Annotated in this window: 17 protein-coding genes; 16 read left to right on the forward strand and 1 reads right to left on the reverse strand. The window is 68.9% G+C overall.

Annotated features, from left to right (window positions below):
• The first annotated feature begins 9 nt into the window (after window positions 1-9).
• The 10 genes from ftsY to trmD all read left to right on the forward strand — a co-directional run bounded on the left by ftsY (window position 10) and on the right by trmD (window position 10,783).
• Window positions 10-1,602 (forward strand): signal recognition particle-docking protein FtsY, encoded by a 1,593-nt coding sequence (ftsY, locus tag K3M35_RS00985; protein WP_112320000.1) that lies wholly within the window; start codon window positions 10-12, stop codon window positions 1,600-1,602.
• 221 nt (window positions 1,603-1,823) lie between these two features.
• Window positions 1,824-3,131 (forward strand): ammonium transporter, encoded by a 1,308-nt coding sequence (locus K3M35_RS00990; RefSeq protein WP_220665874.1) that lies wholly within the window; start codon window positions 1,824-1,826, stop codon window positions 3,129-3,131.
• A 63-nt stretch (window positions 3,132-3,194) separates the two neighbouring features.
• On the forward strand, window positions 3,195-3,533 hold the full coding sequence (locus K3M35_RS00995; RefSeq protein ID WP_006551220.1) for a P-II family nitrogen regulator: 339 nt from the start codon (window positions 3,195-3,197) through the stop codon (window positions 3,531-3,533).
• Entirely contained in the window at window positions 3,523-6,036 is a 2,514-nt protein-coding gene (locus K3M35_RS01000; RefSeq protein WP_220665875.1) for a [protein-PII] uridylyltransferase, read from the forward strand. Before K3M35_RS00995 ends, K3M35_RS01000 begins: the two co-directional genes overlap by 11 nt.
• Window positions 6,037-6,164: 128 nt before the next feature.
• A complete protein-coding gene (gene ffh / locus K3M35_RS01005) occupies window positions 6,165-7,733 on the forward strand; it encodes a signal recognition particle protein (protein ID WP_024100624.1) in 1,569 nt (522 codons plus the stop codon).
• Between the two features lie 64 nt (window positions 7,734-7,797).
• Window positions 7,798-8,697, forward strand: coding sequence for a hypothetical protein (locus K3M35_RS01010; protein ID WP_374107747.1), 900 nt, complete (start codon window positions 7,798-7,800; stop codon window positions 8,695-8,697).
• Between the two features lie 85 nt (window positions 8,698-8,782).
• Window positions 8,783-9,229: a 30S ribosomal protein S16 gene (gene rpsP / locus K3M35_RS01015; RefSeq protein WP_024100625.1), complete on the forward strand. Its 447-nt coding sequence runs from the start codon at window positions 8,783-8,785 to the stop codon at window positions 9,227-9,229.
• Window positions 9,229-9,471 (forward strand): RNA-binding protein, encoded by a 243-nt coding sequence (locus K3M35_RS01020; RefSeq protein ID WP_006550954.1) that lies wholly within the window; start codon window positions 9,229-9,231, stop codon window positions 9,469-9,471. The genes rpsP and K3M35_RS01020 overlap by 1 nt, the downstream gene beginning before the upstream one ends.
• Window positions 9,472-9,481: 10 nt before the next feature.
• The gene (rimM, locus tag K3M35_RS01025) at window positions 9,482-10,072 is read left to right on the forward strand and encodes a ribosome maturation factor RimM (RefSeq protein WP_220665876.1); all 591 of its coding nucleotides are present in this window, start codon (window positions 9,482-9,484) and stop codon (window positions 10,070-10,072) included.
• Window positions 10,073-10,075: 3 nt separating this feature from the next.
• Window positions 10,076-10,783 (forward strand): tRNA (guanosine(37)-N1)-methyltransferase TrmD, encoded by a 708-nt coding sequence (trmD, locus tag K3M35_RS01030; RefSeq protein WP_006550956.1) that lies wholly within the window; start codon window positions 10,076-10,078, stop codon window positions 10,781-10,783.
• Window positions 10,784-10,801: 18 nt separating this feature from the next.
• Here the strand turns inward: trmD and K3M35_RS01035 are convergent, their stop codons facing one another.
• Window positions 10,802-11,788: a hypothetical protein gene (locus tag K3M35_RS01035; RefSeq protein ID WP_259443454.1), complete on the reverse strand. Its 987-nt coding sequence runs from the start codon at window positions 11,786-11,788 to the stop codon at window positions 10,802-10,804.
• Window positions 11,789-11,943: 155 nt separating this feature from the next.
• On the opposite strand from K3M35_RS01035, the gene K3M35_RS01040 reads away from it, so the two are divergent.
• The 6 genes from K3M35_RS01040 (at window position 11,944) to K3M35_RS01065 (ending at window position 17,842) form a co-directional block, all read left to right on the forward strand.
• Complete coding sequence (locus tag K3M35_RS01040; protein ID WP_220665878.1) at window positions 11,944-14,304, forward strand: Tex family protein; 2,361 nt, start codon at window positions 11,944-11,946, stop codon at window positions 14,302-14,304.
• A 68-nt stretch (window positions 14,305-14,372) separates the two neighbouring features.
• Window positions 14,373-15,278, forward strand: a complete 906-nt coding sequence (locus K3M35_RS01045) for a hypothetical protein (protein WP_024100629.1) — start codon at window positions 14,373-14,375, stop codon at window positions 15,276-15,278.
• Between the two features lie 83 nt (window positions 15,279-15,361).
• A complete protein-coding gene (gene rplS / locus K3M35_RS01050; protein WP_006550960.1) occupies window positions 15,362-15,703 on the forward strand; it encodes a 50S ribosomal protein L19 in 342 nt (113 codons plus the stop codon).
• A 228-nt stretch (window positions 15,704-15,931) separates the two neighbouring features.
• Window positions 15,932-16,741, forward strand: a complete 810-nt coding sequence (gene lepB, locus K3M35_RS01055; RefSeq protein WP_064061631.1) for a signal peptidase I — start codon at window positions 15,932-15,934, stop codon at window positions 16,739-16,741.
• The gene (locus tag K3M35_RS01060) at window positions 16,738-17,490 is read left to right on the forward strand and encodes a ribonuclease HII (protein WP_220665879.1); all 753 of its coding nucleotides are present in this window, start codon (window positions 16,738-16,740) and stop codon (window positions 17,488-17,490) included. The genes lepB and K3M35_RS01060 overlap by 4 nt, the downstream gene beginning before the upstream one ends.
• A gap of 37 nt (window positions 17,491-17,527) precedes the next feature.
• Complete coding sequence (locus K3M35_RS01065) at window positions 17,528-17,842, forward strand: DUF2469 domain-containing protein (RefSeq protein ID WP_006550963.1); 315 nt, start codon at window positions 17,528-17,530, stop codon at window positions 17,840-17,842.
• Window positions 17,843-17,954: the final 112 nt, after the last annotated feature.

Here is a 17,954-nt window from a genome sequence, read left to right on the forward strand (position 1 = left end):
TATGGGTGCGTGAGTACCGGAGCCTGGATAGTCATCGCCGCCGCGCTGGCGGTCGTTCTCGTCGCGCTCGTCGTCGGTCTGACCCTCTACCGGCGGCGGCAGGTGTCGCTGAAGGCGCCCGAGACCCCGCAGCTCGATTCCGCCGAGACAAAGGACCGCTCGGGCGGTTACAAGGCGCAGAGCGGATTCAGTTTCTCGCAGGGCACGGCCGCGCCACCGGCGCCGGCCCCCCGACCTGCGCCGAAACCGGCACCGAAGCCTGCGGTGAAGCCGGAGCCGGCGCCCCGCACGGTGCCGTTGCCGGAGGAGATCACCGAAGCTCCGCCGAGCGCACCCGCACCCGCCGAGCCGAAGGCGGAACCTGCGCCTGCGCCGAAGGCGGAACCTGCGCCTGCGCCGAAGGCGGAACCGAAGCCCGAGCCGAAGGTCGAACCGAAGCCTGAGCCGAAGGTCGAGCCCAAGCCCGAGCCGGAGCCTGCGGAGCCGAAGCCTGCCGAACCGGAGCCGGTCGAGCCCGAGGTCGCCCCGGAGCCGGAGCGTCCCGCTCCCGAGCCCGTCGAGCCCGAGGTCGAGCCCGCCCCGGCGACAGAGACCGTTGCCGAACCCGAGGTCACCGAACCCGAGGTCGTCGAACCGGCCGGACCGGCCGCTGTTCCTCCGGCAGCCCCGATCGAGGAGATCGAACCCACCGCAGGTCGCCTCGTCCGCCTGCGCGGCCGTCTGGCCCGCTCGCAGTCGGCGGTCGGCAAGAGCCTGCTCGGCCTGCTCGGTGGTGGCGATCTCGACGAGGACTCCTGGGAGGAGATCGAGGACACGCTGCTCGTGGCCGACCTCGGTGCCGCGACGACCACCAAGATCGTCGACCGTCTGCGTGAGGAGATGGTCGTGAACAACGTGCGCAGCGAGGCCGACGCCCGCGCCGTGCTGCGCAGCGTGCTTGTCGATGAGCTCCGCCCCGAGCTCGACCGCTCCATCCGGGCCCTCCCGCACGAGGACCATCCCGCGGTGCTGCTCGTCGTCGGTGTCAACGGCACCGGAAAGACCACGACGACCGGCAAGCTCGCCCGCGTGCTCGTCGCGGACGGACGCCGGGTGCTGCTCGGTGCCGCCGACACCTTCCGTGCCGCGGCCGCCGACCAGCTGCAGACCTGGGCCGAACGCGTCGGCGCCGAGGTCGTCCGCGGCAAGGAGGCCGCCGATCCGGCCGCGGTGGCGTTCGATGCCGTCGCGAGGGGCATCGACAACGGTGTCGACGCGGTCCTCGTCGACACCGCCGGCCGCCTGCACACCAAGACCGGCCTGATGGACGAGCTCGGCAAGGTCAAGCGCGTCGTGGAGAAGAAGGCCGCCGTCGACGAGGTTCTGCTCGTCCTCGACGCGACGATCGGCCAGAACGGTCTGATGCAGGCCCGCGTGTTCGCCGAGGTCGTCGACATCACCGGTGTGGTGCTCACCAAGCTCGACGGAACCGCCAAGGGCGGCATCGTCTTCCAGGTGCAGCACGAACTCGGCGTCCCGGTGAAGCTGGTGGGTCTCGGTGAGGGCGCCGACGATCTCGCCCCCTTCGAACCGGAAGCCTTCGTGGACGCCCTGTTGGGCTGATCCGCACCGCGTCCGTTGTTCCGGCCGCTGTCCGCTCATGCGGGCAGCGGCCGGTTCCGTCGGTGGGGATGCGGTGTCCGAAAAGTGTGAAACAAGGATGAAACAAGGTCGGTTCCTGCGTTCACGCCCACGAAACAGCGCGGCGCCTCCACGGAAACATCCGGGCAGCAAGCTTTCCCTCGACAACGCGCCGCTCGGCGCGGCCTACAGGGAGGTTGCAAGTGGAGGAAGTGGTGAACACCGGCGACGCAGCGTGGATGCTGATAGCAGCGTCGCTCGTGCTTCTGATGACCCCGGGCCTGGCGTTCTTCTACGGCGGGATGTCCCGTTCCAAGTCCGTGCTCAACATGATGATGATGTCCTTCGGCGCGATGGCCGTGATCGGGGTCATCTACGTCCTGTGGGGCTGGTCGATGTCCTACGGCAACGAGAGCGTACTCGGGATCTTCGCGAACCCCTTCGAGCAGTTCGGTCTGCAGGGAGCCATGTACGGCGAGGATGGTGAGTTCCTTGCAAGTGGTTCGGGCAACTACCCGCAGATCATCGACATCGGTTTCCAGGTGACCTTCGCGATCATCACCACCGCCCTGATCAGCGGTGCGCTGGCCGAGCGCGTGAAGTTCGGTACGTGGATGGCGTTCGCGGCCATCTGGGTCACCTGCGCCTACTTCCCGCTCGCCCACATGGTGTGGGGTGGCGGCCTGCTCTCGGGCTCCGAGGACAGCATCGCAGCGGCCATGTTCGGCACCGTCGAGGACGGCGGAGAAGTCAGCGCCGCGGTGGAGCCGATCGACTTCGCCGGTGGCACGGTCGTGCACATCAACGCCGGTATCGCCGCTCTCGTCCTGGCCGTCGTCATCGGCAAGCGTGCCGGCTTCGGTCGCACCGCCTTCCGTCCGCACAACCTGCCGTTCGTCATGCTCGGTGCCGCGCTGCTGTGGTTCGGATGGTTCGGCTTCAACGCCGGTTCGGCCTTCGCCGCCGACGGTACCGCCGGCCTGGCCTGGGTCAACACCACCACCGCCACCGCCGCCGCCATCCTCGGCTGGCTCCTCACCGAGCGCATCCGTGACGGCAAGGCCACCAGCCTCGGTGCCGCGTCCGGTACCGTCGCCGGCCTGGTCGCCATCACCCCCGCTGCCGGCTCGCTGAGCCCGGTCGGATCGATCGCCCTCGGCGTCATCGCCGGTGTCCTGTCCGCCCTCGCGGTGGGTCTGAAGTACAAGTTCGGTTACGACGACTCGCTCGACGTCGTGGGTGTCCACCTCGTGTCCGGCCTGTGGGGCACGGTCGCCATCGGCTTCCTCGGCACCGAGACCGGATTGTTCTACGGTGGCGATTACAAGCAGCTCGTCATCCAGATCGTCATCGCAGTCGTCGCCCTGGTGTTCACCGCCGTCGTCACCGCAGTGATCGCCTTCGCACTCAAGCCCATGGGTTGGCGTGTGAGCGACGAGGAAGAGGCCCGCGGTATCGACGAAGCCGAACATGCGGAATCCGCATACGACTTCACGCCGGCTCTCAAGTGATAAGAAGACCACGACAGTGAGCAGGGATGACAGCGGCCAGCGGGCTCTGGGAAGGATGAGGATATGAAGCTGATCACGGCGATCATCAAGCCGTTCACGCTCGAGGACGTCAAGGCAGGCCTGGAGCAGGCCGGTGTGCTGGGAATGACAGTCAGCGAGGTGCAGGGGTACGGCCGCCAGAAGGGCCACACCGAGGTCTACCGCGGAGCCGAGTACTCCGTCGACTTCGTGCCGAAGGTCCGTGTCGAGGTCGTCATCGACGACTCCGCTGTCGACAAGGTCGTCGAGACCATCGTCGAGGCCTCCCGTACCGGCAAGATCGGCGACGGCAAGGTGTGGGTCACGCCCGTGGAAGCCGTTGTCCGGGTCCGCACCGGAGAACGAGGTTCGGATGCGCTCTGACCCCCAGGGGTCCGGCACTCGAGGCCCTGATCGCGCTGCTTCGGCAGCGGGATCGGGGCCTTCGGTGTCCTCGGCCCGCACAACCGCACCGGCGGGCGCCGCCGATCTCGCGGCCGCCCGCGACGCCCTGCTCTCCGGCGGCCCCCGCAGCCGCCGCCTCGACACCGTGGCCCTGCGCCACGCCCTCGTGGACCTGCACGAATTCTGGTTGACGACGAAGGGCTCCGAACTCGGCATCAAGCGCGAGGGAGGCTTCGCCATCGTCGCCGTCGGGGGTCTCGGACGCCGCGAGATGCTCCCGTACTCCGATCTCGATCTCATCCTCCTCCACGACGACATGGCGCCGTCCGTCGTGTCGAAGGTCGCCGACGAGCTCTGGTACCCGCTGTGGGACGCGCACATCAAGCTCGACCACAGTGTCCGGACGGTGCCCCAGGCCCTCCAGGTGTTCTCGTCCGATCTGACGGCCGCGTTGGGAATGCTCGAGGCGCGGCACATCGCGGGCGACGCCCAGCTGAGCAATCTGCTCATCGGTGGTGTGCGACGGCAGTGGCGCACCGGCATCCGGTCCCGCTTCGACGAACTCATCGAGACGACCGAGGTGCGATGGCAGCGCAGCGGGCAGATCGCCCACCGGGCCGAACCCGACCTCAAGAGCGGTCGCGGCGGGTTGCGGGACGTGCAGTTGCTCAATGCCCTGTCCGTTGCGCAGCTCACCGACGGCATGCCAGGACTCGGACCCGACGTCCCGGGCGGCGGGCTCGCGGCCGCCCACCGGCGACTGCTCGATGTACGCACCGAGCTGCACCGCGTCGCCGGCCGCTCCCGCGACCAGCTGCGCGCGCAGGACGCCGACGAGATCGCCGCGGCGCTGCGGATCGGCGACCGTTTCGATCTTGCGCGGGTGCTCACCGAATCGGCCCGCACGATCAGCTATTCCGTCGACGTCGGTCTGCGCACCGCGGCCAATTCGCTGCCGCGCAAGGGTCTGTCGCGTCTGCGCCGCGGACCGGTGCGGCGTCCGCTCGACGAAGGGGTCGTCGAGCACGGGGGAGAGGTCGCCCTCGCACGCGACGCGCATCCGCGTCGCGATCCGGGCCTGATCACGCGGGTCGCGGCAGCCGCCGCGCAGGCCGGACTGCCCGTCTCGGCGGCCACGCTCACCCGACTCGCCGATCACGCACCGGAGCTGCGCGAACCCTGGCCCCGGGAAGCCCTCGACGACTTCCTGGTGCTGCTCGGCTCGGGACGTCGCGCGGTCGACGTCATCGAGTCGCTGGACCGCACCGGACTGTGGGGGAGGTTGCTCCCCGAATGGGGTGCGGTGCGCGACCTGCCGCCCCGCGACGCCGTCCACACGTGGACCGTCGACAGGCACCTCGTCGAGACCGCCGTGTACGCGAGCGAACTGACGACGCGGGTCTCCCGTCCGGACCTGCTCGTCCTCGGCGCATTGCTGCACGACATCGGGAAGGGACGCGGCGGCGACCACAGCGTGGTCGGTGCCGAACTGGCCCTGCAGATCGGGCGGCGGATGGGCCTGTGGCCTTCGGATCTGGCGCTGCTCACCTCGATGGTGCGGCACCATCTGCTCCTGCCGCACACCGCGACCCGCCGCGACCTCGACGATCCGGAGACCGTGGCCGCGGTCGTCGGCGCCCTCGACGGGGATCCGGTGCTGCTCGACCTGCTCCACGCCTTGGCCGAGGCGGATTCGCAGGCCACCGGCCCGGGGGTGTGGGGGGACTGGAAGGCGTCGCTGATCCGGGAACTCGTGCGCCGCTGCCGCATGATGATGGCGGGGGACGAGCTGCCGGCACCGGATCCGATCGATCCCGCCCTCGCGAACCTCGCCGAGGACGGCGCCCTGCACGTCGCGCTCGAACCACGCGAGGACGGCCGCAGCTTCTCCGCGACCTTCGTCGCGCCCGACGAGCGGGGCGTGCTCTCCGACGAGGCCGGTGTGCTCTCCCTGCACGGTCTGCGGGTGCTGTCGGCCTCGATCGGCAGTCACGCCGGCAGCACGGTCAACAGCTTCGTCGTGGCTCCGAGATTCGGTTCACCGCCCGAAGCGGCCCTGCTCCGGCAGGAACTCGTGCGGGCGCGCTCCGGCGATCTCGACCTCCTCGGTGCCCTCGAGGCCAAGGACCGCGCCGAACGGGAGAGCCGGCTTCCCGAGCGAACGGCCCGGGCGGTTCCGGTCAGCGCCGCTCTCGCGCCGCCGCGGATCATCTGGTTCGAAGGATCCGAATCGGACCAGGTCGTGCTCGAGATCCGGTCGGAGGACCGGATCGGTCTGCTGTGCCGTCTCGCGGACGTCTTCGAGCGTGTCGGAGCCGACGTGCGGTGGGCGCGGGTGAGCACGCTGGGTTCGACGGTGATCGACTCGTTCTGCGTCGATCTCGCCGGTGCCCACACCCGTGTCTCCCGGGAACATCTCGAGAAGGAACTGTTGTCGGTCCTGCCTGCTCCCGAGCCGCCCGCACCCGTCGACAGAGCGTGACCGACGGATCGTGACAGCGCGGGTGGCCCGCGCTGTGGTGTGGCCACCCGCGGTCGCGAGGGATCGGGAGCGGTTACCCTGGTTCGCAGCAATGTCCGCATCTTCGTCAGAGCTCAGGAGCGCATTCGGTGTTCGAATCCCTTTCCGACAGGTTGACAGGGGTCCTGAAGGACCTGCGCGGCAAGGGGCGGCTGTCCGACGCGGACATCGACGCGACCTGCCGTGAGATCCGCCTCGCCCTGCTCGAGGCCGACGTCGCGCTGCCCGTCGTGCGCGAGTTCATCAAGAAGATCAAGGTGCGCGCCAAGGGCGCCGAGGTGCATGGCGCGCTCAACCCGGCCCAGCAGGTCGTCAAGATCGTCAACGAGGAACTCGTCGGGATCCTCGGCGGCGAGACCCGTCGTCTGCAGTTCGCGAAGAACCCGCCGACGGTCATCATGCTCGCCGGTCTGCAGGGTGCCGGTAAGACCACGCTCGCGGGTAAGCTCGCGAAGTGGCTCAAGGCGCAGGGGCACACCCCGATGCTGGTCGCCTGCGACCTCCAGCGCCCCGGCGCTGTGACCCAGCTGCAGGTGGTCGGTGAGCGTGCCGGCGTGTCGGTCTTCGCGCCCCATCCCGGTACCTCCATCGGCGGAGGCGAGAACGAGCTCGGAGTCACCGCCGCTGACCCGATCGCCGTGGCCGAGCAGGGCATCGCCGAGGCGCGCAACAAGCAGTACGACGTGGTCATCGTCGACACCGCCGGTCGCCTCGGTATCGACCAGGAACTCATGGCGCAGGCCGCGGGCATCCGCGACGCCGTGCAGCCCGACGAGGTGTTGTTCGTCCTCGACGCGATGATCGGTCAGGACGCCGTGAGCACAGCCGAGGCGTTCCGCGAGGGCGTCGGCTTCACCGGCGTGGTGCTCACCAAGCTCGACGGCGACGCTCGCGGAGGTGCCGCGCTCAGCGTCCGCGAGCTCACCGGCCAGCCGATCATGTTCGCCTCCACCGGTGAGAAGCTCGAGGACTTCGACGTCTTCCACCCCGAGCGCATGGCCAGCCGCATCCTCGGCATGGGCGACGTGCTCACCCTGATCGAGCAGGCCGAGCAGGTCTTCGACGCCGAGCAGGCCGAGGCCACCGCCAACAAGATCGGTTCCGGCGAGCTCACCCTCGAGGACTTCCTCGAGCAGATGATGGCCGTGCGGAAGATGGGCCCCATCGCCAATCTCCTGGGCATGCTGCCCGGAGCCGGGCAGATGAAGGACGCCCTCGCCAACGTCGACGAGAAGCAGCTCGACCGCATCCAGGCGATCATCCGCGGCATGACGCCGGAGGAGCGCGCCAACCCGAAGATCATCAACGGCTCGCGGCGATTGCGCATCGCCAACGGTTCCGGTGTGAAGGTCTCCGACGTCAACCAGCTCGTCGACCGGTTCTTCGAGGCCCGGAAGATGATGACGGCCATGGCCGGCCAGATGGGCATGCCGGGCGCACGCAAGAATCAGCGCAAGAAGGGCAAGAAGGGGAAGAAGGGCGGTCGCGGACCGACGCCGCCGAAGGTGCGGGGCGGTATGCCCGGCGGCTTCCCCGGTCTCCCGGGTGGCATGCCCGCCGGGATGCCCGACCTGTCGAAGATGCCGAAGGGCCTCGACGAGCTTCCTCCGGGACTCGAGAACTTCGACCTGTCGAAGCTGAAGTTCCCCAAGAACTGAGCCGGTCCGGGGGATGACCGTGACCGAGGGTGATGCGCGTTCCTTCGTCGTGTGAGGCCGGTCGTTGGCCGACGGCGAACCCGTCGAACTGTTCGTCGGGGCCGACGGAGCGTTCACGGCCGAGCCCGGCCGCGACGCCGAGGTGCTCTGCGCCGACGGCTGGATCCTGCCGGGCCTCGTCGACGCGCACTGCCATGTCGGCCTCCGGTTCGGTGGGGGAGCGGAGGACGAGGAGGGTCTGCTCGCGCAGGCCGTCACCGAACGCGACGCGGGTGTCCTGCTGCTCCGCGACGCCGGGTCGCCTGTCGACACCCGGGCCCTCGATCAGCGGGCGGACCTGTCCCGGATCATCCGGGCCGGCCGGCGCATCGCCCTGCCCAAGAGCTACATCCGCGGGCTGCCCGTCGACCTCGAGGACGAGTCGCAGCTGCCCGACGAAGTGGCCCGTCAGGCCCGGGCCGGCGACGGCTGGGTCAAACTCATCGGCGACTGGATCGACCGGGAGGCCGGCGACCTCGCGCCGCTGTGGAGCGACGAGATCCTCGTCGAGGCGATCGCCGCGGCCCACCGCGAGGGCGCGCGGGTGACGGCGCACGTCTTCGGTGAGGACGCCCTGCCCGGACTGCTCGCGGCGGGGATCGACTGCATCGAACACGGCACTGGCCTGACCGACGAGACCATCGGCGCCGCCCACGAGGCCGGCATCCCGATCTACGCGGGCACCGATGCAGGTGGCCAGGTGCAGCACGGGCGCATCGCCGACGAGATCGCATCGCTCGTGCGTGTGGGTCTCGACCCGACCGAGGCGTACGCTGTGCGGCCGGGTGGTCTCGGGGCGCCCCGCGCGGCTGTAGAGAGGGTGCGCGGAGTCACCGGGTGCCGGTTTCGTCCTGGCTCGCGCGTCTGGCAGAATGGTTCGCTGTCGTCGCATCCGGTTACGTACCGCGCGGCGGTCACAGGCTAGAGGCAAAACCGGGCGTGCCAGAAGGGCGCGTCGTCCGAATTGCACGTGACACGCGCCTCGGCGCACCCCGAAGGAGAACACAGCAGTGGCTGTCAAGATCAAGCTCACCCGTCTCGGCAAGATCCGCAACCCGCAGTACCGCGTCGTCATTGCGGACTCGCGCACCCGTCGCAACGGCCGGGCCATCGAGACCATCGGCAAGTACCACCCCAAGGAAGAGCCCTCGCTGATCGAGATCGACTCGGAGCGTGCGCAGTACTGGCTGGCCGTCGGCGCGCAGCCGACCGAGCCGGTCCTCAACCTCCTCAAGGTCACGGGTGACTGGCAGAAGTTCAAGGGCCTGCCGGGCGCCGAGGGCACCCTGAGGAAGGCGGAGCCGAAGCCGTCCAAGCTCGAGCTGTTCCAGGCCGCTCTCGCGCAGGCCGAGAACGAGCCGGCTGCCGAGGCCGTCACGCCCAAGAAGAAGAAGGCTGCCAAGGAAGAGGCCGCCGAGGCGTCCACCGAGGCCGAGTCCACCGAGGCCGCCGAGTAATGAGCGCCGTGGTCGCCGATGCCGTCGAGCATCTCGTTCGTGGAATCGTCGCCCATCCCGACGACGTCCGCGTCGACCTGATCGCGGGCCGTCGGGGCCGCACCGTCGAGGTGCACGTCAATCCCGACGACCTCGGCAAGGTCATCGGCCGCGGCGGTCGCACCGCGACCGCGTTGCGGACCCTCGTCACCGGAATCGGTGGCCGGGGTATCCGTGTCGACGTCGTCGACACCGACCGCTAGGCGAGCGTCGATGGAGCTCGTCGTGGGCCGTGTGGCCAAGTCGCACGGCATCAGAGGCGAAGTCGTCGTCGAGGTTCGCACCGACGAACCCGAAGAGCGCTTCGCCGTCGGCGCGGTCCTGCGTGGCCGTAAGCCTCGCGACAGGCACCTGCACGAGTACACAGTGGAAGCCGCCCGGGAGCACTCCGGGCGGCTTCTGCTGCGCCTGCAGGGCATCGACGGTCGCGACGCCGCCGACGCACTGCGCGGGGTGCTGTTCGTCGTCGACAGCGCCGACCTTCCGCCGTCCGGCGACCCGGACGAGTTCTACGACCACGAACTCGAAGGGCTGACGGTGCGGATCGTCGCCGGTCGCCCCGACGGCGGAACCGAGGTCGGCACCGTCCGCGAGGTCCTGCACACGGCCGCCGGCGAACTGCTGTCGATCCGGCCAGCCGGCCAGGAGCGCGGAGAGTTACTCGTCCCGTTCGTCACCGAGATCGTCCCGACGGTGTCGGTCCGGGACGGCGTGATCGAGATCGATCCGCCCGAAGGACTCCTCGACCCCGACTTCGGGGAACCGCCGTCCAAGAAGAAGAAGTCGACCGAGGGGAAGCAGTAGTCCGTGCGGCTCGACGTCGTCACCATCTTCCCCGAATATCTCGAACCCCTGCGCGTCGCCCTGCTCGGCAAGGCGATCGACAAGGGGCTCATCTCCGTCGGTGTGCACAACCTGCGCGACTGGACGCACGACGTGCACAAGGCCGTCGACGACGCGCCCTACGGCGGCGGACCGGGCATGGTCATGAAACCCACCGTGTGGGGACCGGCGCTCGACGATGTGCTCGCCGGACCCGATGGTGAAACCGATCCCGACGTACTGCTCGTCGTCCCGACGCCCGCCGGTCGCCGCTTCGATCAGGCCACCGCACAACGGTGGTCGAAGGAGAAGCGGATCGTCTTCGCCTGCGGCCGCTACGAAGGAATCGACCAGCGCGTCTTCGACGATGCCGCGCGGCGCGTGCGCGTCGAAGAAGTGAGCATCGGCGACTACGTCCTCATCGGTGGGGAAGTCGCCGTCCTCGTCATGGTCGAGGCCGTCGTCCGTCTGCTGCCCGGTGTACTCGGCAATCAGGCGTCGCATCAAGAGGATTCGTTTTCCGACGGACTGCTCGAAGGGCCGAGTTATACTCGGCCGGCGGTGTGGCGCGACCTCGAGGTGCCACCGGTGCTGCTGTCCGGCGACCACGGCAAGGTCGCTCGTTGGCGCCACGAGCAGTCGCTCGAACGCACCCGCGAACGACGACCCGATCTGCTCCCGTCCGACGACTGACGCCGGGCCCGACGGTCCTCAGGGCCGGTGCGCGCTTCCGAGCGTCGTCTCGACCGCCAGCGTGACGGTCTCGCGCGCGTGTTGCGCGCTCCCGTCGTCCGTCGCGTCGTACATCGCCGTGTCGGGCAGGAAACCGGTGTCGTAGAAGGGATCCGACTCTTCGTAGGTGACGGTCTCCCGCGCCGCGACCACGACCGCGTACCGGTGGTCGTCGCCGAAGAAGCCGGTGGACAGGTGCAGCCATTCACCGGCCAGGCAGCACATCCACCCCTGCTTCACACCCAGGTCCGTGGAGTCGCCGAGACCCTCGGGAAGCCCGAAACGCTGGTCGTATCCGTCGATGCCCTCGTCGGTGAACTCCACCAGATGGCCGACGATCCGGGCCGCGCTCTCATCACCGGAGGCACTGTCGCCGAGCAGATCGTCGTACCAGGTCAGCAGGTCCGACGCCGTCGTGGTCGTGTCCCACCACCAGGACCCCGGATCCGGGGGAGTCGTGCCGGTCAGGTTGTGCCGCTCCACGACGTGCTCGACGATCTCGGGACCACCGTAGGTTTCCCACAACAGCGTCGCCGCGTTGTCGTCCGACGACCGCAGCATCGACCGGATCAACTCGTGGTCCTCGTCGGCGAGCGTCGCCTCGCCCGTCACCTCGCGGTACAGGACCTCCTCGGCGATGAACAGCTTCACCGTCGAGGCGGTCTCGAAGGGTTCGTCCGAACCGCCGAGCACGCGGGTCCCGGATTCACGGTCGAGCACGGCGACAGTCAGGCGCGCTCCGCGGCTGTCGGCGAGCGCGACGGCCGCGTCGATCTGTCGGGGCAGTTCGGCCGTCGACAGCGTCACGGTCGATTCGTCGGAATCGGTGTCCGTCACCGAGGCGAGACCGAGCGCCTCGTGCGGGAGCGGATGGGAGTCCATCGATTCGCAGCCGGATACGGCCAGTGCGGTGGCCACGCACAGCATCATCGCGCCCGATCGTGCGCGTCCGCGCCCGTGCTTCATGTCCGGTTCCTGCATTCCATTGTGCTGTGGACGATAGCGCCGGTCCACCCGGCAGCCTGCACGGACCCCGCTCGCGAGCGCGAGTGCCGTTACGCGCGCGGGCGCCCCACGGTCACAGGCGCGGGCGGGGGACGGCAACTGTAGGGTCGTTCGACGTGACGACCGAACTCGACACCGTGAACCAGCGGATCGCCCAGGAACTCGACGTCCGCGAAGACCAGGTCGCTGCGGCCGTGGGACTGCTCGACGGCGGCGCGACCGTGCCGTTCGTCGCGCGCTACCGCAAGGAGGCGACCGGTGGGCTCGACGACGCCCAGCTGCGCACCCTCGAGGAACGCCTCCGCTATCTGCGTGAACTCGACGAGCGCCGTGTCGCGATCCTCGAATCGATCGAGGCGCAGGGCAAGCTCGACGACACGCTGCGCGGACAGATCATGCTCGCCGACACCAAGGCGCGGCTCGAGGACATCTACCTGCCGTTCAAGCCGAAGCGGCGCACCAAGGCGCAGATCGCGCGCGAGGCCGGTCACGAACCCGTCGCCGACGCGCTCATCGGCGACCCCACCACCGACCCCGCCGGATACACCTCCGAGCAGCTCGACGGTGCGCGCGCCATCCTCGTCGAACGCTTCGCCGAGGACGCGGACCTCGTCGGCGAGCTCCGCGAGGCGATGTGGACGCGCGGCAAGGTGAGCTCCACCGTGCGGTCCGGCAAGGAGAACGACGGCGCGAAGTTCTCCGACTACTTCGAGTTCTCGGAACCGTTCACCCAGCTGCCCTCGCACCGCATTCTCGCCCTCCTGCGCGGCGAGAAGGAGGAGGTGCTGTCGCTGTCGTTCGATCCCGAGATCGACGAGCCGGTGCCCGGTGAGCGCACCTACTACGAGGGCCGGATCGCGACGCGCTTCGGCATCGCCGACGAGGGACGCGCCGCCGACAAGTGGCTGCTCGACACTGTGCGGTGGGCGTGGCGCACCAAGCTGCAGATGTCGCTGTCGCTGGACATCAGGATGCGGCTGCGGCAGTCCGCCGAGAAGGACGCGGTCGACGTCTTCGCCGCCAACCTCAAGGACCTGCTGCTCGCCGCACCGGCCGGAACGCGACCGACGATGGGCCTCGACCCCGGCTACCGCACCGGCACGAAGGTCGCCGTCGTCGACGCGACCGGCAAGGTCGTCGACCACGCCACCATCTATCCGCATCAGCCGCACAACAAGCGTGACGAGGCCCTCGCGGTGCTCGCCGCGCTGGTCGCGCGGCACGGTGTCGAACTGATCGCCATCGGCAACGGCACGGCGTCGCGTGAGACAGACGCTCTCGCAGCCGAACTCGTGTCGCTGGCGAAGGTGCCCGGGCTGACGAAGATCGTGGTGTCCGAGGCGGGCGCGTCCGTCTACTCGGCCTCCGAGTACGCCACCAAGGAACTCCCGGATCTCGACGTGTCCATCCGTGGTGCGGTCTCCATCGCGCGCCGCTTGCAGGATCCACTCGCCGAACTGGTCAAGATCGACCCGAAGTCGATCGGGGTCGGCCAGTACCAGCACGACGTGTCCGAGACGATGCTCGCGCGGTCGCTGGGCGCGGTCGTCGAGGACGCGGTGAACGCCGTTGGCGTCGACGTCAACACGGCATCTGTCCCGCTGCTGTCGCGGGTCTCGGGGATCACCGGCTCGCTCGCGGAGAGCATCGTCGCCCACCGCGACCAGAACGGTCCGTTCCGTGCACGGCGAGCGCTCGAGGACGTTCCGCGACTCGGCCCGAAGGCCTTCGAACAGTGCGCGGGCTTCCTGCGCATCCCCAACGGCGACGACCCGCTCGACGCGTCCGCGGTGCACCCCGAGGCGTATCCGGTGGTGCGGCGGATCGTCGACCGGACCGGCAGCAGCGTCCGCGAACTGCTCGGCAACATCGCGACCCTGCGGAAGCTGCGCGCCGACGAGTTCGCCGACGACCGCTTCGGTGTCCCGACCGTCACCGACATCATCTCCGAGCTCGAGAAGCCCGGCCGCGACCCGCGTCCGGAGTTCAAGACCGCGACGTTCGCCGCCGGTATCGAGAAGGTCGCCGACCTGAAGCCCGGCATGGTCCTCGAAGGAGTGGTCACCAACGTCGCGGCCTTCGGTGCGTTCGTCGACGTCGGTGTGCACCAGGACGGCCTCGTGCACGTCTCCGCGATGTCGCGCAGCTTCGTGAAGGATCCGCACGACGTCGTCCGGTCCGGTGAGGTCGTCAAGGTGAAGGTCCTCGAGGTCGACGTCGCGCGCCAGCGCATCGGTCTGACACTGCGCCTCGACGACGAGGTCCCCACCCCGGGCGCCGAGAAGTCGGGCGGCCAGCCGCGCGGAGGTGGCCGTCGCCCCGGAGGTCAGGGCAGCGGCAACCAGGGCGGCGGTCGTGGACGCAGCGGTCAGGGCAATCGTGGGCAGCAGGGCCGTGGCGGCGACCGCCGTTCGACGCCGGCCGCCTCCGGATCCTTGGCCGACGCCCTGCGACGCGCCGGTTTCGGCAACAACTGACGCGAATCACCGGGTCACTCCTGCAATGCTGTGGACATGAGATCCACGGTGGCCGGGGTGATCCGGTGATGCTCGACTGGATGCGGCGCGAGATCGTCGATCAGGGCCGCCTGCCGCTGCTGTTCTTCCTGCTCGGTTTCGTGGCCGCGTTCGTCTTCATCCGGATCAGCGTGCGGTTGATCCGCGCGCAGGTGCGCTGGTGGCCCGGCAACATCACCCCGGGCGGTCAGCACGTGCACCACGTGGTGTTCGGTGTCGTCACGATGGTGATCGCCGGTGGGGGACTGATCGCGATCTCGGAGGACGCGAACCGCGTCGCCGCGTGCATCCTCGCGGCGCTCTTCGGAGTCGGTGCCGCACTGACACTCGACGAGTTCGCGTTGATCTTCTATCTGAACGACGTGTACTGGGAAGAACAGGGACGGGTGTCCGTCGACGCCGTCTTCGTGGCGATCGCCGTGACCGGGATGTGGTTGCTCGGTCTGCGACCGTTCGAACTCGGGGACACCACGAACTTCGAGGACAGCGGTGACTGGGCCGGACGGGCCGCGCTGGTGGTGGCCGTGCTCGTGAACCTCCTGCTCGCCGCGATCGTCCTGGCGAAAGGAAAGATCTGGACGGGCCTGGTGGGGCTGTTCGTCGTTCCGCTGCTGTGGGTCGGCGCGATCCGGCTCTCCCGGCCCGGCGCGCCCTGGGCTCGCTGGCGGTACGGCAAGCGGCCCCGTCGCATGGCGCGCGCGCTCGAACGCGAACGTCGACTGCGGCGCCCGGTGATCCGCGCCAAGATCTTCGTGCAGGATCTCGTCGCGGGCGCACCGACGCTCGAAACCGTGCGGGGCAGTGTCGAGCACTCGCGCACCGCGACCGAGGCCGAACTGGACCGTCGCGTCAAGCCGGCGCCACCGCCGATTTCATCGATCGATGTTCCGTCTGGCACAATGGACGGGTTGCCCCGTTCGGGCACGCCTACCTGACCTGGGCACGAACCGGTCGAGCCCGCCACACGGCGGTCGCCGCCAGGTTCCTCTGCTCGAGCGAACAAGAGGATGAAAAACCGATGAACACCCTGGACTTTCTGGACGCCAAGTCGCTGCGCGACGACATCCCGGACTTCCGTCCCGGCGACACTCTCGACGTGCACGTCAAGGTCATCGAGGGCAGCAAGGAGCGTGTGCAGGTCTTCAAGGGCGTCGTGATTCGGCGTCAGGGCGGCGGCATCCGCGAGACCTTCACCGTCCGCAAGGTTTCCTTCGGCGTCGGCGTGGAGCGCACCTTCCCGGTCCACAGCCCCAACCTCGCCAAGATCGACGTGCTGACCCGTGGCGACGTCCGTCGCGCGAAGCTCTACTACCTGCGTGAGCTGCGCGGCAAGGCTGCCAAGATCAAGGAGAAGCGCTGATCTTCGGCCGCTGACCAGCCCCTCGGGCTGCTCGGCACGGCTCCCGAGCCACCCGATACAGCATCCGACGACCCGGCCCGGACTTCCGTCCCGGCCGGGTCGTCGTCGTTGTGGGCAGCGGTCTGTCGCTCTCCCGTCCGGTCGACGGTCGTCCTCGGCGGGCCGCCGTGCCGCAGACGCTAGTCTGTCGAGGTGGCAGATTCCCCGCACGATCCGGCTCGACCGGATGTGAACCGCAACGATGTTCGAGGTTCGGCTCGGAGCGATCGAGCCGACGGTGCACACCACCGGCGCGAGGACCCCGCAGCGAAGGACACCGCCCCGAAGGCGAAGAAGCAGAAGTCGTTCTGGCGTGAACTGCCGATCCTGGTCGTCGTCGCACTGGCCCTGAGCTTCCTGCTGCAGACCTTCGTGGCGCGGGTCTATCTCATCCCCTCGGAGTCGATGGAGCCGACACTGCACGGCTGCCCGGGCTGCACCGGCGACCGCATCGTCGTCGAGAAGGTGGGATACCGCTTCACCGACCCCCGTCCCGGCGACGTCATCGTCTTCGAAGGCCCCGACTCGTGGTCGGCCGGCTACACCTCGACCCGTTCCGACAACGTCGTCGTGCGGGGACTGCAGGAGATCGGTTCGCTCGTCGGCGTCGTGCCGCCGGACGAGAACGACCTCGTCAAGCGCGTGATCGCGACCGGCGGGCAGACGGTGGAATGCTGCGACGACCAGGGCCGCGTCCTCGTCGACGGTGTCCCACTCGACGAGCCGTACGTGACCATGGACTTCCCGTTCACCCCGGGTGTCGTCACCTGCGAGACCGAAGTCACCTCCGGGCGTTGCTTCGGGCCCGTCACCGTGCCCGAGGACCACGTCTGGGTGATGGGTGACAACCGCAGTAACTCGGCCGACTCGCGCTACCACGTCGGGGACGAGCACCAGGGCTCTATCCCGCTGGACAATGTCATCGGAAAAGCCCGCTTCATCGTGCTGCCTCCCGGCCGATGGGGCCTCATCGACTCACCGGAGATCCTTCCCTCGTGACTGCCTGGCCACCTCGACCCGTGATCCGTCGCTCCTCCGGACTGCGCACCATGGAGTCCGCGCTCGCGCGGTGCGGTCTCGGTCCGGTCGCGGGGGTCGACGAAGCCGGCCGCGGTGCCTGCGCCGGGCCGCTCGTCGTCGCCGCCTGCGTGCTCGGCGACCGGCCGCACGCGTCGCTCGACCGGCTCGACGATTCGAAGAAGCTCACCGAACGCACCCGCGAGGAGTTGTACTCGGTGATCGTGCGACGCGCCCGGGCGTGGAGCGTGGTGGTGATCCCCGCGGAGGAGGTCGACGCGATCGGCATCCACGTCGCCAACATCGAGGGCATGCGACGCGCGGTGGCAGGTCTGTCGACTCCGCCCGGCTACGTGCTGACCGACGGCTTCCGAGTGCCCGGACTGCCCGCGCCGTCGCTGCCCGTGATCGGCGGCGACGCGGCGGCCGCGTGCATCGCGGCGGCCAGCGTGCTCGCGAAGGTTACACGCGATCGCATGATGGTCGACCTCGACGGCGAGCTACCGGAGTACGGTTTCGCAGTACACAAGGGCTACAGCACTCCGACGCACATGGCGGCGTTGGCCAAGCACGGCCCGTCACCGCAGCACCGGCGGTCGTGGGCCAATGTGCGCTCGGTGTGCGGAGTGCCCGCAGTGCGACGTCGGCTGTTCGCCGACGACCTGGTTCGTCGATCGTATGCAGACGACCTGGGGCGTCGATTGTTCACCGACGAGGCGGATGCGGGATGATTGCAGGACACACCAGACTGGGAGGACACCGAGACCGATGAGTGCCGAGGATCTCGAGAAGTACGAAACCGAGATGGAACTCTCGCTGTACAGGGAGTACCGGGACATCGTCGGTCAGTTCGCGTACGTCGTGGAGACCGAACGCCGGTTCTACCTGGCGAACGCGGTGGAATTGCTGCCGCACAACGCCAACGGCGAAGTGTACTTCGAGGTGCGCATGTCCGACGCCTGGGTGTGGGACATGTACCGTCCCGCCCGCTTCGTCAAGCACGTCCGTGTCATCACCTTCAAGGACGTCAACATCGAAGAGCTCGACAAGCCCGAACTGAGACTGCCCGACAAGCTGGGCTGACGCCCTCGGGGATGACCCTGCGCACAGCGGCCGCATCCTAGCCGGGGCGCCGACACCGAGCCGTTCTCCGTGGCTCGTCGCCCGCCGTTATGCACAGGCACCGCACTCATCC

The organism is Rhodococcus sp. DMU2021 (genome assembly GCF_019641445.1).
GTDB lineage: Bacteria > Actinomycetota > Actinomycetes > Mycobacteriales > Mycobacteriaceae > Rhodococcus > Rhodococcus pyridinivorans.